The organism is Zobellia sp. 1_MG-2023 (genome assembly GCF_030549125.1).
GTDB lineage: Bacteria > Bacteroidota > Bacteroidia > Flavobacteriales > Flavobacteriaceae > Zobellia > Zobellia russellii.
This window is the reverse complement of sequence record NZ_JAUOSY010000004.1, coordinates 283035-297130: the sequence shown is the minus strand read 5'-3', so window position 1 is coordinate 297130 and position 14096 is coordinate 283035. Positions and strand designations below refer to the sequence as shown.

General features: G+C 38.6%; 18 protein-coding genes. 9 read left to right on the top strand and 9 right to left on the bottom strand.

Annotation, left to right across the window (positions count from 1 at the left end):
* Positions 1-7: 7 nt before the first annotated feature.
* The 4 genes from Q4597_RS10850 to Q4597_RS10835 all read right to left on the bottom strand — a co-directional run bounded on the left by Q4597_RS10850 (position 8) and on the right by Q4597_RS10835 (position 3305).
* Positions 8-364, bottom strand: coding sequence for a DUF805 domain-containing protein (locus tag Q4597_RS10850; protein ID WP_303406226.1), 357 nt, complete (start codon positions 362-364; stop codon positions 8-10).
* Between the two features lie 220 nt (positions 365-584).
* Positions 585-1697, bottom strand: a complete 1113-nt coding sequence (locus Q4597_RS10845; RefSeq protein ID WP_303406225.1) for a peptidylprolyl isomerase — start codon at positions 1695-1697, stop codon at positions 585-587.
* A gap of 49 nt (positions 1698-1746) precedes the next feature.
* Positions 1747-2292 (bottom strand): gliding motility-associated peptidyl-prolyl isomerase GldI, encoded by a 546-nt coding sequence (gene gldI, locus Q4597_RS10840; protein ID WP_303406224.1) that lies wholly within the window; start codon positions 2290-2292, stop codon positions 1747-1749.
* Entirely contained in the window at positions 2289-3305 is a 1017-nt protein-coding gene (locus tag Q4597_RS10835; RefSeq protein ID WP_215914232.1) for a bifunctional oligoribonuclease/PAP phosphatase NrnA, read from the bottom strand. The genes gldI and Q4597_RS10835 overlap by 4 nt, the downstream gene beginning before the upstream one ends.
* Positions 3306-3383: 78 nt before the next feature.
* Between Q4597_RS10835 and Q4597_RS10830 the strand changes: the two genes are divergently transcribed.
* Together Q4597_RS10830 and Q4597_RS10825 are read left to right on the top strand one after the other, a co-directional pair.
* A complete protein-coding gene (locus tag Q4597_RS10830) occupies positions 3384-4433 on the top strand; it encodes an alkaline phosphatase D family protein (protein WP_303406223.1) in 1050 nt (349 codons plus the stop codon).
* Positions 4434-4481: 48 nt separating this feature from the next.
* Positions 4482-4901 (top strand): nucleoside-diphosphate kinase, encoded by a 420-nt coding sequence (locus Q4597_RS10825; RefSeq protein ID WP_289039788.1) that lies wholly within the window; start codon positions 4482-4484, stop codon positions 4899-4901.
* Positions 4902-4959: 58 nt separating this feature from the next.
* Here Q4597_RS10825 and Q4597_RS10820 read toward each other — a convergent pair whose 3' ends face one another.
* Genes Q4597_RS10820 through recF form a run of 3 tightly spaced genes read right to left on the bottom strand, consistent with a single transcriptional unit; the run spans position 4960 to position 6779 of the window.
* Positions 4960-5256: a DUF721 domain-containing protein gene (locus Q4597_RS10820; RefSeq protein ID WP_215439858.1), complete on the bottom strand. Its 297-nt coding sequence runs from the start codon at positions 5254-5256 to the stop codon at positions 4960-4962.
* A 1-nt stretch (position 5257) separates the two neighbouring features.
* On the bottom strand, positions 5258-5677 hold the full coding sequence (locus tag Q4597_RS10815; protein WP_303406222.1) for a hypothetical protein: 420 nt from the start codon (positions 5675-5677) through the stop codon (positions 5258-5260).
* Positions 5678-5699: 22 nt separating this feature from the next.
* Positions 5700-6779: a DNA replication/repair protein RecF gene (gene recF, locus Q4597_RS10810; protein WP_303406221.1), complete on the bottom strand. Its 1080-nt coding sequence runs from the start codon at positions 6777-6779 to the stop codon at positions 5700-5702.
* Positions 6780-6894: 115 nt separating this feature from the next.
* On the opposite strand from recF, the gene Q4597_RS10805 reads away from it, so the two are divergent.
* From Q4597_RS10805 to Q4597_RS10775, 7 genes are all read left to right on the top strand, one after another.
* A complete protein-coding gene (locus Q4597_RS10805; RefSeq protein WP_215439852.1) occupies positions 6895-7662 on the top strand; it encodes a tetratricopeptide repeat protein in 768 nt (255 codons plus the stop codon).
* Positions 7662-8144 carry a 6,7-dimethyl-8-ribityllumazine synthase gene (ribH, locus tag Q4597_RS10800; protein WP_303406220.1) on the top strand — a complete coding sequence of 161 codons (483 nt, stop codon included), beginning with the start codon at positions 7662-7664 and terminating at the stop codon, positions 8142-8144. The genes Q4597_RS10805 and ribH overlap by 1 nt, the downstream gene beginning before the upstream one ends.
* Positions 8145-8354: 210 nt before the next feature.
* Positions 8355-8654 (top strand): riboflavin synthase subunit beta, encoded by a 300-nt coding sequence (locus Q4597_RS10795; protein ID WP_303406219.1) that lies wholly within the window; start codon positions 8355-8357, stop codon positions 8652-8654.
* On the top strand, positions 8654-10510 hold the full coding sequence (gene mutL / locus Q4597_RS10790) for a DNA mismatch repair endonuclease MutL (RefSeq protein ID WP_215439846.1): 1857 nt from the start codon (positions 8654-8656) through the stop codon (positions 10508-10510). The genes Q4597_RS10795 and mutL overlap by 1 nt, the downstream gene beginning before the upstream one ends.
* Entirely contained in the window at positions 10511-11254 is a 744-nt protein-coding gene (locus Q4597_RS10785; protein ID WP_303406218.1) for a rhomboid family intramembrane serine protease, read from the top strand.
* A 1-nt stretch (position 11255) separates the two neighbouring features.
* A complete protein-coding gene (locus Q4597_RS10780) occupies positions 11256-12122 on the top strand; it encodes a rhomboid family intramembrane serine protease (RefSeq protein ID WP_303406217.1) in 867 nt (288 codons plus the stop codon).
* 3 nt (positions 12123-12125) lie between these two features.
* The gene (locus Q4597_RS10775; RefSeq protein ID WP_303406216.1) at positions 12126-13148 is read left to right on the top strand and encodes an endonuclease/exonuclease/phosphatase family protein; all 1023 of its coding nucleotides are present in this window, start codon (positions 12126-12128) and stop codon (positions 13146-13148) included.
* On the opposite strand, the gene Q4597_RS10770 is transcribed toward Q4597_RS10775, so the two are convergent.
* Together Q4597_RS10770 and Q4597_RS10765 are read right to left on the bottom strand one after the other, a co-directional pair.
* Positions 13131-13451, bottom strand: coding sequence for a DUF6122 family protein (locus tag Q4597_RS10770; protein ID WP_215439838.1), 321 nt, complete (start codon positions 13449-13451; stop codon positions 13131-13133). The genes Q4597_RS10775 and Q4597_RS10770 overlap by 18 nt on opposite strands.
* Entirely contained in the window at positions 13444-14076 is a 633-nt protein-coding gene (locus Q4597_RS10765) for a WbqC family protein (protein ID WP_303406215.1), read from the bottom strand. The genes Q4597_RS10770 and Q4597_RS10765 overlap by 8 nt, the downstream gene beginning before the upstream one ends.
* Positions 14077-14096: the final 20 nt, after the last annotated feature.

Genomic DNA, 14096 nt, shown 5'->3' with positions numbered 1-14096 from the left:
ATTACTACTAAACTTTCTGTAAAGTAGCCTCTTCTTCCACTTTAGGATTTGGACCATATTGGTTATCTCCGGCCTCACTATCCGTACAGGCCAAGATTAAACTGTAAATAGGTACGAGTAGAAACCAACCACTCTTTCCAACATCGTGCATTCTTCTTACACCTACAGCTATACCTGGTATTAAAACACCTAGTGAATATATAACCGATAAGAACAAAAGTGCCGGAACATCAATTACAATTGCTAAAATTTGTAACCCGTAAGCAATTAAAATATTGAATAAAAAGAACATCCAATACTCTTTTCTTCTTGCACGACCTTCAAAGCCAGCGTAGTTTTGTAATACTTTTAAATACCAATTCATAGGTTTAAGATTTAGGGGTTATTACTATTTATGAATTGTACAAACGGGCATCCTTACCTTGTATTATGATTTTTTAGATGAACTGCACCTAAAACGGAAAAAAATAGATTAACTGTAGAGCCTAGCCCAACTTTTCATTGGTTTTTCAGCATCTTGTCCAAAATAAAAAACTCACAAAAAAACCCGCATAAAGCGGGTTTTGTACATTGTTGAAAGACTCTTATTCCGCCTCTCCAGTAATTTCAAGATCAAATACCAAATCTGCACTAGGTGGTATTGGCCCCGTACCTTGTGGTCCGTAGCCCAAATGCGAAGGAATAAAAATACGTGCCTTATCCCCAATTTTCATATTTAAAAGTCCTTCCTTAAAACCTGCTATTAAACTAGCATCAGGACTGTACTCCATTGGTATTGGCTCATAGCCACCTCCTTGCTTCCTACGAGCGTCAAACTTATTGTATTTAGTTGCTACGTCTTCGTAATTACTATCGAACAAGGTTCCATCTTCCAAGAATCCGGCGTAATATACAAGTACTTGACCACCTACAGTAGGTTTTGGCCCTTCCCCTTCTTTCAAGGTCAATATCTTAAGACCACTAGGTAATTCTTCGGCCTTTGCCTTTTGTTCCTCAAGAGCAGCTTTAAAGTCGCTCTTCATTTTTTCAAATACAGCAATCTTCGCTTCTTCTTCAGCAAAATAATCGGTCATGACCTGAACGGCATCAAATTTTTTGGCCATTTTGCCATTACGTACAATCTCAACGCTGTTCATCACCACGTCTTCAATTGGCCTGTCTTTTGTCATTGGGTCTTGAGATGTTTCTGTGTTGGCAATAGAATCTACCACATCCAAACCTTCAACTACATGACCAAACACAGTGTGTCTTCCGTTTAAAAACGGAGTCTCTTTATGTGTAATGAAAAATTGGCTCCCGTTGGTTGCCGCTCCCGAATTGGCCATAGAAAGAATCCCCTTTCTGTCATGTACTAAAGAATCGTTAAACTCATCCTTAAACTTATATCCTGGATTACCTCGCCCAGTACCTGTTGGGTCTCCTCCTTGAATCATGAAATCCTTAATGACCCTATGAAAGATAAGGCTGTCATAATATTTCTTACCTTTTAAACTATCGGTAACAAAAGGGCTTTTACCCTCCGCCAATGTAATAAAATTTGCTACGGTAATTGGTGTTTTTTCATATTCCAGTTTCACAATAATATCGCCTTTACTGGTATGAATATCCGCAAAAACGCCATCTCCCAACTCGGCATACTGACTTTTACAACTAGATAGCAAAACCACTAGGGTTATTAAGTAATAGATTTTTTTCATGTTTTTAATCCTTTGTTTATATTTTACTTTTATTGATTATTTGCAAGTTCTACTCTACTAACTCATTCTGTTTTTGAATTTTAAAAACGGATAAGGTAACCTTAAACGGTACATTAATTCCAATTTTGTCATTATCGCCATGGTAGCCGTACCCCAAAGAAGACGGAAACAAAAAGGTTGCCGTTTCTCCTTCTTTTAACATCTTAACACTGTTTCTTAGACCTGGAAAAAGATCTTGCTTATCAACTTTATAGGTAAGGGTACCTATATCGTCCATGCTATAAATAGTGTCATTTTTTAAGCTGACTACGTTATAGCTCATTACCACTACATCATCTGGCTGGGCGGTATAGTCCGTTTCTTCATTTTTAACGTCATAATAGAACCAAGACCCGCTTGCCGTATGCGTATACTCGTGCAATGTATCGTTAGCCATCACTTCTTGCATTGACTTCTCTTCCTTGGCCAAAAGTTCTTTGCTGCGTTTCACGGATTGCTTAAAAAAGCTTCCTGTCTTTACCTCAACAGGTCTTCTTGCTTCGGGGCCTCCACAGCCCACTACTATAATTAAAAAAATAAGACTTAATATTCTCATGCTTGTAATTGCTCTTGATAATTCTCTAAAAGCGATTCAAAATAAAGAGCCGTTTCTTTAAGCGACCTATCGCTTTTTCCACCTGCAGCATTATCATGACCACCACCTTCAAAATGGGCCCTTGCAAATTCGTTTACCGAAAATTCTCCAATAGACCTGAAGGAAATTTTTATGATACCTTCATCTTTATTCTCTATAAAAATAACCGCAAATATAATACCTTCTAAAGTAAGTCCGTAATTTACAAAGCCTTCCGTATCTCCTTTCTGATACTCATGGGCATCTAGTTCTTCTTGACTTAACGTAATATATGCCGTTCTGTACTTATCAAGAATAACCATATTCTTTAAAGCGCAGCCCAAAAGATGTAATCTTCCCGGGGTGTTCGTATCAAAAACCCTGTGATGTATTTCCGTGTTTTCCGCACCCTTATCAATTAAATCTGCAACTACACGGTGGGTTCTACCGGTAGTAGACCTGAATTTAAACGAGCCGGTATCAGTCATTATTCCTGTGTAAAGACAGTCTGCCATTTCTGAGGTAATCTTATCTACATCACCTAAAAACTCAATGAAATTATAAACCATTTCACAAGTAGAAGTCATAGTTACATCAGAATACATAATCTGGGCATAATCAGATGGGGCCTGGTGGTGATCGATCATCACAAAAGGCACTGTTAGGCCCTCCAATACGGATTGCATCTGCCCTATTCTTCCCAAATGATTAAAATCTAAAGTAAAAATCACCGTAGCTTCGGCAATTTTTTCCTTGGCCTGGCTATTCTGTTTTTCAAAATTTAAAATATTTTCATTGCCCGGCATCCATTTCAAAAACTTAGGATAATCATTGGGTGCAACAACAACGGCCTCTTGCCCCCTATTTACAAGGTAATGACATAAAGCCAAGGTTGAACCAATGGCATCACCATCCGGATTTTTATGTGGTACGATTACGATTTTTTGCGGTTGGGAAAGTAGTTGCTGAACCGCTTTTATAGACTCCAAATTCATGCGCGCAAATATACAATTTAATAACATAGCCTTTGAAGGCAAAGTCTTATTTTTGCTGTTAGTTTTTGAAACGATTCTATGTTGAATAAATGTGTCGCCATTAGCGCCCTGTTTGCCTTTATGGCTTGCAAGACTGTAAAACAGGACGAGCAGCCTATTAAAAAGGAAATATATACCTCTACTTTTGATTCTGATTTTACCTTGGCCTTTGGCTCCTGTAATAAGCAAAACGAAACCAATTTACTTTGGGACGATGTTTTAAAAACGCAGCCCGACCTATGGGTCTGGGGAGGAGATAACATTTATGCGGATACGGATAACATGAAACGACTACGCTCCATGTACGCCCAACAAAACGCAGTTAAAGGATATCAACAACTAAAAAAGACGGTACCCGTTATTGGCACTTGGGACGATCATGATTATGGACTGAACGATGGAGGCGTTGAGTTCGAAAAAAAGAAAGAGAGCCAACAGGAGTTCCTTGATTTTCTAGGAGTGGACCAAAATGATCCGCGAAGAACCCAAAAAGGTGTTTATACGGCACACACCTATAATACGCCAAAGGGAAGCATTAAAGTACTGGTATTGGATACACGATATTTTAGAACAGCTTTAACCCCAGATCCTGTAACTAAAAAACGAACTAAACCAAATGCCTATGGCGAGGGCACCATTCTTGGGGAAACCCAATGGAACTGGCTCTCTACAGAACTTAACAACTCTGCGGCAGACTTTAATATACTAGTAAGTAGTATTCAAATACTATCCAATGAACACGGCTTTGAGACTTGGGGCAACTTTCCTCATGAAGTAGACAGACTTAAAAAGCTTATTGTAGATTCTAATGCAAAAGGTGTTATGGTACTCTCCGGAGATCGCCATATTTCAGAGTTTTCAAAAACGGACGTATCCGGACTGACCTATCCTTTAATAGATTTTACAAGTAGCGGACTTACACATTCCTATACGGCTTACAATGGTGAAACCAACCCGTTTAGGGTGGGTGAAGTGGTTTTTACTCAAAGTTTTGGACTAATTAAATTCAATTTTAAAACTAAAGAAGCGCAGATGCAAATTCTGGGTGACGACTTAAATCTTTTAGGAGAGTTACATCAAACCTATTAAAAGTTGCCGATTATTGAATAAAGCGTATTTTTGCAAAAAATTTTTACAATGACAACGAACAGAACATTTACGATGATCAAACCCGATGCGGTTGAAAACGGACACATTGGTGCCATCTTGGAAAAAATAACTTCCGCTGGCTTTAAGATCGTCGCCATGAAATATACACAACTTAGCACAAGAGATGCTCAAGAGTTCTACGCCGTTCATAGCGAGCGTCCGTTTTACGGAGAATTGGTAGAGTTCATGAGCCGTGGTCCTATTGTTGCCGCTATTTTGGAAAAGGACAATGCCGTTGAGGATTTTCGTGCATTGATTGGTGCAACCAACCCGGCCGAAGCTGCCGAAGGTACTATTAGAAAGTTATTTGCTACCGATATTGCAGAAAACGCAGTACATGGTTCGGATAGCGATGAAAATGCAGCTATTGAAGGTGCCTTTCATTTTGCAGGAAGAGAGATCTTCTAAAAACCGTATAACTTTATAGAAAACCTGTAAGTATCAATCCTTTGAAGCTTACAGGTTTTTATCTTAGAACCAGTTTCTTTACCAAGTTTTTACCCAAATCTTCATTGAGCATCTTTACAATTTTAGATTTGCCCAAGCTAAGTTCTTCACGAAGCACGGAAGAGGACAACGCCACAAAAAGTGTATCGCCTCTAAGCTCTATATCCGTAGTATAATTGTTAACGCCATTACCCATTAGATTGCGCCAAGCTTCGCGGGCATCTACTTTATCCATGCCCTTTTCCAGCCTATTCTCTTTTATGAATTCCTGAAGCGCTTCGCTCATATTCATATTTTCGTTTCTTCGCTTTGCCATCTTATTGGATTGAAATAGGTTCAAATCTTTTATAATCGTACTGTATCCCTTCTTGGTTCTTTACGGAAAAAGTAGCATCGTCCAAATCTACCAACGTCTCGGACCACTCACTTAACTCGGTCTTGTAATCAATTGAAAAATTGTTCTCATTTTGGGTGATGACAAATGCTTCCGCATCATCAGAAGTTTCATAGGTTCCATCTAGTTTGGGTTGCATTTTTTTACGATATCCCTTTTTTCCGTCCGTAGAAATATAATCTACATTGGTATTCACCTTATATTCTTTAACGGTACCATCAGGCAAGGTTACCCTTGTTATTTCCCAATACCCGTCCAACAGGTTTAAATCATCCTTTGACACACCTGAAGAGCACCCTAGAAACAAGCCTAAAAATCCTATTAAAATTATCTTTTTCATCATCGTTTTCTAAAAATCGGATTAATTATAATTTGAACAATTTATACGTTTGGTGAATCTGCTTTACGACTTCTTCGGTACGTTCCGCATGCGTATCACTAATAAAGATCTGTCCAAAATTTTCATTGTTCACCAAAGCTACGATATGTGACACCCTATGTTCGTCTAATTTATCAAAAATATCATCTAACAATAAAATAGGCGTTGTTTTTGAACGGGCTTTTATAAATTGAAATTGAGCAAATTTTAGAGCAATCAAAAAAGATTTCTGCTGACCCTGGCTACCAAATTTCTTAATAGGATGCCCTGAAATTTCAAAGCCTAAATCGTCTTTGTGTACCCCAACGGATGTATACTGCAAGGCTTTATCCTTTTCAACGGATTTTTCCAAAAGTGCCAATAAACCTTCATTGAGCAACTTACTTTCATAACTTAAGGACACCTCTTCATGACCTCCGGATATAGCTATATACTGTTCTTTAAAAATAGGGATGAATGCCTCTAAAAATGCCACTCGCTTATCAAAAATTCGAGTTCCATAATCTTCTAACTGTTCATTATAAACCGCCAACGTATCCTTATTAAAAGTATGGTTGGCCGCAAAATATTTTAAAAGCGAGTTACGCTGGGCCAAAACCTTGTTATACTTTAAAAGGTCTTGTAAATATTCCTTATCGGATTGAGAAATAACCCCGTCTATGAATTTTCTTCTGGTATCACTTCCTTCTATAATAAGATCTCTGTCTGCTGGTGAAATAATGACCAAAGGCAATAGACCAATATGGTCCGACAGGCGATCATATGCCTTCCCGTTTCGTTTAATTACCTTTTTTGCCCCCCGTTTTAAACTACAAACTATTTTCTCTTCCCGCTCATTTTTTTCAAACTCTCCTTCTATTACAAAAAAATCCTCATCATGTTTAATGTTCTGGGTAGAAACCGGGTTAAAGTAACTCTTCCCAAAGGAAAGATGGTACACCGCATCCAGCACATTAGTTTTTCCTACTCCGTTAGGACCAACCATGCAATTGATTTTTTTATCGAGTTCAATATCCATTGAATCGAAGTTTTTATAATTAATCAGGGATAATTTCTTTAAAAACATGTGCAATAATTCCAGATTTGACGGTACTTGATATACAAACCTCAAAAATAACGAATAAATACCCTTTCGGTTTTGGATAAAACCTTTATTTTTGCGCCACCAATAAAATTAGAAAATGGCAACATATAAGAAGCGTGGTTTTAAACCAAAAGATAAAGCGGAAGAGCAAGAAGTTACAGAGCAAGAAAGCGCAACTGCAGAAGTCTTTAGTACACTAGATGAAAGTGCCTCCAAAACCGAAGCTTGGGTTGCTGACAACCAGAATTATATATTAGGTATCATTGGTGTTATAGCCGTTGGTGTTCTTGGATATTTGGCGTATGCCCAATTTGTAGAGAAACCCAAAGAAACTAACGCTGCCAATGAAATGTACTACCCTCAGCAATATTTTGACCAAGCCCTTAACAGCCCAACAGCTAAGGATTCTTTATACACCCTTGCATTGAACGGCGCGGAAGGAAAATACGGTTTTCTTGATATCATAGATGAATACAGCGGAACAAAAGCGGCCAACTTGGCAAACTACTCTGCAGGTATGGCGTATTTGAACATGCAAAAGTACCAAGAGGCTATTTCGCATCTAGAGGACTTTAGTTCAGAAGACGATATTCTTGGTGCATTGGCAAAAGGTGGTCTTGGTGATGCGTTCATGCAACTAGGTCAGCCAGAAGATGCCTTAGGTTACTATGACAAAGCTATTGCTCACAGCAACAACAACTATACAACTCCTAAATTCTTGTACAAAGCGGGTGTTACGGCTCTAGAATTGAACCAGAACGATAAAGCCCTTAAGTACTTCCAGAGAATTAAAGATGAGTATTCATCTTCTGATGAAGCACGTACTGTTGATGCTTTTATAGGAATGGCTAAAACCAACAATTAATGGCTACGGCAAACAAAAACTTATCAGTTTACGATAAAACTAAAATCCCAAACGCGAAAAATCTTCGGTTTGGGATTGTTGTTTCTGAATGGAATACAGAAATTACCGAAGGGCTATACGCTGGTGCCGTTGAAGCCCTTTTGGATTGTGGAGCCTCAGAAGCCAACATTTTACGCTGGGATGTGCCGGGTAGTTTTGAGCTGACTTTTGGATGCAAAAAAATGGCCACTACCCAAGAAGTAGATGCCGTTATTGCTATTGGAAGTGTTATTCAAGGTGAAACCAAACATTTTGATTTTGTTTGCAGCGCTACAGCTCAAGGCATTAAAGACCTTAACGTACAACTGGATACACCTGTGATATTCTGTGTGTTGACGGATAACAACATCCAACAATCACGAGAGCGCAGTGGAGGCAAGCATGGCAACAAAGGTACAGAGGCCGCTATTGCTGCTATTCAGATGGCCAGCTTGGGAAAATAATTACCTAGAACCAAGCCTCTACAAATTTTCATTGTCCTTTTTCTTTGCAAAAAGTCTGTCCTGTCCACAATGGCAAAACAGATAATTACCTTATATCCTTATGGATTAGGTAACATTTTACCCCCGAAAATGCTGTATCTCATGCGCTGTTAACAAATTTTGGCAGCGGTAACACGGCATATTTTTTGATTTTAAGTAACTTTGAGGTTCATGGGAATGCTAAGTAAATTCACACGCTTAAAGCGGAGCAAGAAATTTGAATACACCCCTCGTTATTATGACGACAAGGGTAAAGGCAGTCCGTTTAAAATTGAACCAAAATTTGACCAATACCGAAGTACATTAAATCCCGCCAGAGGTTTAAAGGGAAAGGTTGGTAGTGCCATGTCCGATATAAAGCGTCAAGGCGATACCAATCTAAAAATACGCATGGCAGTTATTTTGGCCATTCTCGTACTGATTGTACTTTATATTATCGATTTTGACCTCTCTATATTCTTCCCTAACTAATGGCAGATATCATAAAACTCTTACCGGACCATGTTGCGAACCAGATTGCAGCGGGTGAAGTGGTTCAACGTCCTGCTTCAGTCGTAAAGGAATTATTGGAAAACGCAATAGATGCCGGGGCTACCTCTATAAAATTAATTATAAAAGACGGCGGAAAAATCCTTATCCAAGTTGTAGATGACGGAATGGGCATGAGTGCTACGGATGCTAGATTAAGTTTTGAGCGGCACGCCACTTCTAAAATACAAAAGGCAGAAGATCTCTTTAATTTGAACACCAAAGGGTTCCGTGGTGAAGCCTTAGCTTCAATTGCAGCAATTGCCCATGTTGAGATGCAAACCAAGCCCGAGAGCGAGGAACTGGGCACCCATCTAAAAATTGAGGGCAGTAAAATTATATTTCAGGAAGCCAGCGTTACACCCAAGGGTACGTCTATGGCCGTAAAGAACCTGTTTTTTAACATCCCTGCCAGACGTAACTTTTTAAAAAGTAATCAGGTAGAGTTAAGACATATTACAGATGAGTTTCATCGTGTTGCCTTGGCACACCCTAGTATTGCCTTTCATTTTTATAATAACGGAAGTGAAATATTTAACCTTCCTTCGGACAATTACCGCAAGCGTATTGTCAATATTTTTGGTACACGAACCAATCAAAAGTTGGTTCCCGTTGAAGAAGAAACGCCCATTGTAAAGATAAGTGGTTTTATAACCAAGCCCGAATTCTCCAAAAAGAGCCGTGGGGAGCAATTTTTCTTTATCAATAACAGGTTTATCAAGAGTCCTTATTTACACCACGCAGTGGTAGCGGCTTTTGAAGGACTCATAAAATCAGATTGTCATCCTGGCTATTTTCTCTACCTAGAGGTTGATCCGGGCTCAATAGATATAAATATTCATCCCACTAAAACAGAAGTTAAGTTTGATGATGAACATAGCCTGTACGCTATTTTAAGGTCTACGGTAAAGCATAGCTTAGGTCAGTTTAACGTTGCCCCTGCGCTAGATTTTGAACACGACCCAAATTTACAGACACCTTATGAATTCAAGGATAAGTCTGTAGTACAGCCTAAAGTTACGGTAGACGCAGGGTTTAACCCTTTTCAGGAAACAAAAAATACAGCTTCGCCTGCTCCATCGCGTAGCTATCAAAAACCAAATACCCAAAGCTGGGAAAGCTTGTATGTTGGTTTAGAATCAAAAATGGGTACGGATGAAAACCTTGGTAGCATCAGTTTTGAATCTGACACAATTACCGGTTCTATTTTTGAGGGCGAAAAAGAAACAGCAGAAACAGTTACTACCACCTTTCAAATTAGAAGAAAATATATTGTAACCACTATAAAATCCGGTATGGTGGTAATTGACCAAAGTCGGGCGCACCAAAGAGTCCTTTACGAAAAATTCTTAAAGAACAGCACTGTAAAACAAGCGGTTAGCCAACAACTATTGTTCCCTTTGACGCTTTCCTTTTCACATACCGAAATTAGTGCGCTTAAAGAAATTGAAGATATTTTAACGTCTATTGGATTCATTTTTGAAAAAATAGAAGATGAAACTATTACCGTCACAGGTGTTCCTCTTCTGGTGGCCGAAAGTGAAGTTGGCATGATATTGGACCAGCTTATTTCAGATTACCAACAAGAAATAACGGAAGAGAGTTTCTCCCATACGGACATACTGTCTAAAACATTGGCAAAAACATTGGCGGTCAAGACTGGGGAGATGCTGGACAACGCCTCCCAAATTGCCCTTGTAAACGATTTGTTCGCCTGTAAGGAAGCAATGGTTAGTCCGTTTAATAAACCGGTATACATCACCATTACCGAAAATGACATTGATAAAAAATTTATTTAGATGGGAAGATTGACCGAAGCTATAAAACACCTGCTCATAATAAACATTCTGTTTTTTGTGGCAACTTCTCTTTATGGTGATCAGATGTACCAGTGGTTTTCGTTGTGGTTTCCAAAAAACGAGAACTTTGCCATCTACCAGATCGTAACACATATGTTCATGCACGGTGGCTTTATGCACATTGCTTTTAACATGTACGCTTTATGGGCTTTTGGAACGCCATTGGAACAAATGTGGGGACGCAATAAGTTTCTTTTCTTCTATTTTTCCGCTGGTCTGGGTTCTGCTTTGATTCATACAGGGGTGAACTACTACTACTTTAACGAGGGAATGCAAGCTTTGGTGAATAGCGGCATGACCGAGAGTAGTGTTATGGAGATTATATCATCTGGCCAGTACAGCCCGGATTGGTACAATATTGCATCAAAAAGTACCATAGATAATTTTCTATCAGCTTATAACACACCCGCAGTAGGAGCTTCTGGAGCCATTTATGGTGTTTTAGTAGCCTTTGGGATGATGTTCCCAAATAGTGAGCTTTTCTTGATGTTCATTCCTGTACCGGTCAAAGCCAAATATTTTATACCTATTTTAATAGGATTGGATTTATTTTCCGGAGTAACCGGGTATAGTCTTTTTGGCCAAGGCATTGCCCATTTCGCCCATATTGGGGGCGCTTTGTTCGGTTTTTTGATGATGTGGTACTGGAAGAAGAATCAGTTTAACAACAACCGCTGGAACTAAGATGACAAACGGAGATTTAAAATATCAATATTCACGGTTGAGCGTTTCCGAAAAGCTCATAGCCATTAACGTTATCGTTTTTATCGTTATGGGGCTTATTACAGCGCTAATTAGCCCTAGCGTTGAAAACTGGTTTGCCCTGCCCAAGGATTTTTTCGACTTTTTAATGCAGCCGTGGTCCATTATCACTTACTCTTTTTTACACGGTGGCATTTTTCATATTCTCTGGAACATGTATGTATTGTACGTGTCCGGCCGTATTCTACTAAACCTTTTTGACGGTAGACGCTTCTTAAACATCTACTTTTTAGGGGTTATTCTAGGCGGCCTTTTATTTCTTTTGAGTTATAACATCTTCCCGACGCTAATAAGCGTTAATGCTTCTCTTATTGGTGCTTCCGCGGGAGTAATGGCGGTACTTATATTTGTTTGCACCTACATTCCCAATCAAGAAGTACGTCTTTTTGTTTTTAACGTAAAGCTTTGGCAAATTGGTTTGTTTGTTGTGTTAATGGATCTAGTTCAAATTCCTATGGGCGGGAACATTGGAGGAAGAATTGCCCATTTGGGTGGTGCCTTTTTAGGATATATGTATGCCCGACAACTTTATAATGGCAGAGATATTGGTGAGGGTTTTGCCGGCTTAATTGATGGTATAGCCAATCTTTTCAAAAAAAGTGAAAAGAAAGCACCTATGAAAACCGTTTATAAAAACAAGCAAAAAACAGCTACCAAACAAGCCAACCACGATAAGCAAACCCATCAAAAAAAGATTGATGCCATTTTGGATAAAATCAGCAAATCCGGATACGAAAGTCTTTCAAAAGCGGAGAAAGATTTTCTATTCAAGGCTGGAAAGGAAGACTAGCGTATGAAGGGACTTTCATTCTTTAATAAAATTGTTTTCTTTTTTAATATCATTTTTGCCTTTGTGCTCTTACTGGCATGTGCTGTCCCTTACCTATCCCTAGAGCTTTTTCCTTTTTTATCCATTTTAAGCTTGGGCGTACCTGTATTGGTAGTAGTTAACACTCTCTTTTTCTTGTACTGGTTGTTAGGCCTTAAAAAACAGGCTTTCACTTCTTTGTTCGTTCTTATTTTTGGGTACTTTGCTTTGGGTACTTTTATAAAATTATCATCGGAATCCACTGATTTTAAAGAAGACGAGTTAAAGGTGATGACCTATAACGTACGCAGATTCAATAGTAACAGAGATATAGACAATGACAGTATACCACAAGAGATAGAGAAATTAATTAAACAGGAAAACCCAGATATAATTTCCTTCCAAGAAGTAGGGTATGATATGGAAGCAAATTATTTAAACTACCCCTACCATTTTCTTAAAAGGATACCTACAGGAGATAAAATACATATGGGTATATTTTCTAAGTATCCGATTGTTAAGGCCGAAATCATAAACTTCCCCAATAGCATAAATAATGGTTCCTATGCCGATATTCTCTATAAAGGCGACACCCTAAGGATTTATAATTTACACATGCAATCCTTAGGAATTACTCCAGGTACAGGAGTTTTGCGCTCACAATCTTCCGAGAGATTATACCGTAGAGTAACCAATGCCTTTAAAAGGCAACAGCAACAAGCACAAATCATAGCGGAACATAAAGCAAAGAGTCCTTATAGAACCTTGGTCTGCGGCGACTTTAACAACACTCAATTCTCGTCGGTGTATCATACTATCATAGGTGAAATGCAGGATACGTTTATTGAAAAAGGGGCTGGTTATGGCCGTACGTATAACTTTTTAATGATTCCTATTCGTATTGATTTTATTATGGCCGATTCCAGTTTTGAAGTTACGGGCCATAAAAACTTTGACGAAAAATTCTCGGACCATTTTCCGGTTATGGCTTCATTTCGATTGAAATAGGAAAAAACAATCCGTGGCATCCGCTAAAATGTGTATCAACAAGGCCAATCCAAAAATTCGGGTCTTTTTAAAACAAAAAAGCAAAAAATAGGCTGCTATGGCCCAATAACTATGGAGTGGATGAAACCCTATACTACAGCGGTCCGGAGAAAAAATGGGGGTTGCCAGCAAGTGGTCTATATCTATAACAATACCGGCCAATAAAATAAGAATAGCCTTTAAACGGTATTCCTTATAAAAGTACCACCCAATAAAAATAGGCACCAAAAAATGAATGCCGTAATGCATGATGAATCTAAGCATCTATAAAACTTAGTTTTTGACTCTTTAAGTAACTTAGCGCGTTGGTACCCTCATTAAAAAGTAAATCCAATATGCTAGTGTTTTTGGAAAACTCATTTCTATCGGAAAAAACCTGATTGTACTCTTCCTGTTCAAAATTCAGCTTGTTTTTAGCATTTACTAAAAACCTCCCGTCAACTAGGTTTTGCGGACTATCTTCATAAATTACGGTCCTTTCTGTTGGCATATCCATCTGTAAACAATTACAAATGGTTTCTATGGTCAATAAATTATAATCCAACAAATACTCGTATTGACGCTCATAAAGCGGAGCTATTTCATCTTCATAGAACTCAAAAAAAGGCGATGTTCTATACGCCGTTTTAAGGGTCCTCCAATGCTGTCGTTGCCATTCATAAGTGTTGTCCAACATTACTTCACTATATTTCTGCCTGCCCTGATCCTTACCCCTGTGTTTAATAGGTATACTTAGCATATGCCTTCCCCTATCATTACAAATGTAGGCGCGGTTTCTATACGTCTGTTTTTGGAAATTATCCTGTACCTCCCAACAAATCCCATGCTGGGCAATAACAGAAAAAGTAGCTATATCCGGAACATAGGCCGGGTTTAAAAGAATTTTCAATATGACTAATTTAAAGAACT

What these genes read in the sequence shown, in the direction of transcription:
- Q4597_RS10770 (WP_215439838.1), bottom strand. Translation starts at nt 13,451, where the DNA reads ATGCTTAGATTCATCATGCATTACGGCATTCATTTTTTGGTGCCTATT.
- Q4597_RS10850 (WP_303406226.1), bottom strand. Translation starts at nt 364, where the DNA reads ATGAATTGGTATTTAAAAGTATTACAAAACTACGCTGGCTTTGAAGGT.
- Q4597_RS10835 (WP_215914232.1), bottom strand. Translation starts at nt 3,305, where the DNA reads ATGAATTTGGAGTCTATAAAAGCGGTTCAGCAACTACTTTCCCAACCG.
- Q4597_RS10830 (WP_303406223.1), top strand. Translation starts at nt 3,384, where the DNA reads ATGTTGAATAAATGTGTCGCCATTAGCGCCCTGTTTGCCTTTATGGCT.
- Q4597_RS10820 (WP_215439858.1), bottom strand. Translation starts at nt 5,256, where the DNA reads ATGGCAAAGCGAAGAAACGAAAATATGAATATGAGCGAAGCGCTTCAG.
- Q4597_RS10845 (WP_303406225.1), bottom strand. Translation starts at nt 1,697, where the DNA reads ATGAAAAAAATCTATTACTTAATAACCCTAGTGGTTTTGCTATCTAGT.
- Q4597_RS10785 (WP_303406218.1), top strand. Translation starts at nt 10,511, where the DNA reads ATGGGAAGATTGACCGAAGCTATAAAACACCTGCTCATAATAAACATT.
- ribH (WP_303406220.1), top strand. Translation starts at nt 7,662, where the DNA reads ATGGCTACGGCAAACAAAAACTTATCAGTTTACGATAAAACTAAAATC.
- Q4597_RS10775 (WP_303406216.1), top strand. Translation starts at nt 12,126, where the DNA reads ATGAAGGGACTTTCATTCTTTAATAAAATTGTTTTCTTTTTTAATATC.
- Q4597_RS10805 (WP_215439852.1), top strand. Translation starts at nt 6,895, where the DNA reads ATGGCAACATATAAGAAGCGTGGTTTTAAACCAAAAGATAAAGCGGAA.
- Q4597_RS10825 (WP_289039788.1), top strand. Translation starts at nt 4,482, where the DNA reads ATGACAACGAACAGAACATTTACGATGATCAAACCCGATGCGGTTGAA.
- Q4597_RS10795 (WP_303406219.1), top strand. Translation starts at nt 8,355, where the DNA reads ATGGGAATGCTAAGTAAATTCACACGCTTAAAGCGGAGCAAGAAATTT.
- mutL (WP_215439846.1), top strand. Translation starts at nt 8,654, where the DNA reads ATGGCAGATATCATAAAACTCTTACCGGACCATGTTGCGAACCAGATT.
- gldI (WP_303406224.1), bottom strand. Translation starts at nt 2,292, where the DNA reads ATGAGAATATTAAGTCTTATTTTTTTAATTATAGTAGTGGGCTGTGGA.
- Q4597_RS10780 (WP_303406217.1), top strand. Translation starts at nt 11,256, where the DNA reads ATGACAAACGGAGATTTAAAATATCAATATTCACGGTTGAGCGTTTCC.
- Q4597_RS10815 (WP_303406222.1), bottom strand. Translation starts at nt 5,677, where the DNA reads ATGATGAAAAAGATAATTTTAATAGGATTTTTAGGCTTGTTTCTAGGG.
- recF (WP_303406221.1), bottom strand. Translation starts at nt 6,779, where the DNA reads ATGTTTTTAAAGAAATTATCCCTGATTAATTATAAAAACTTCGATTCA.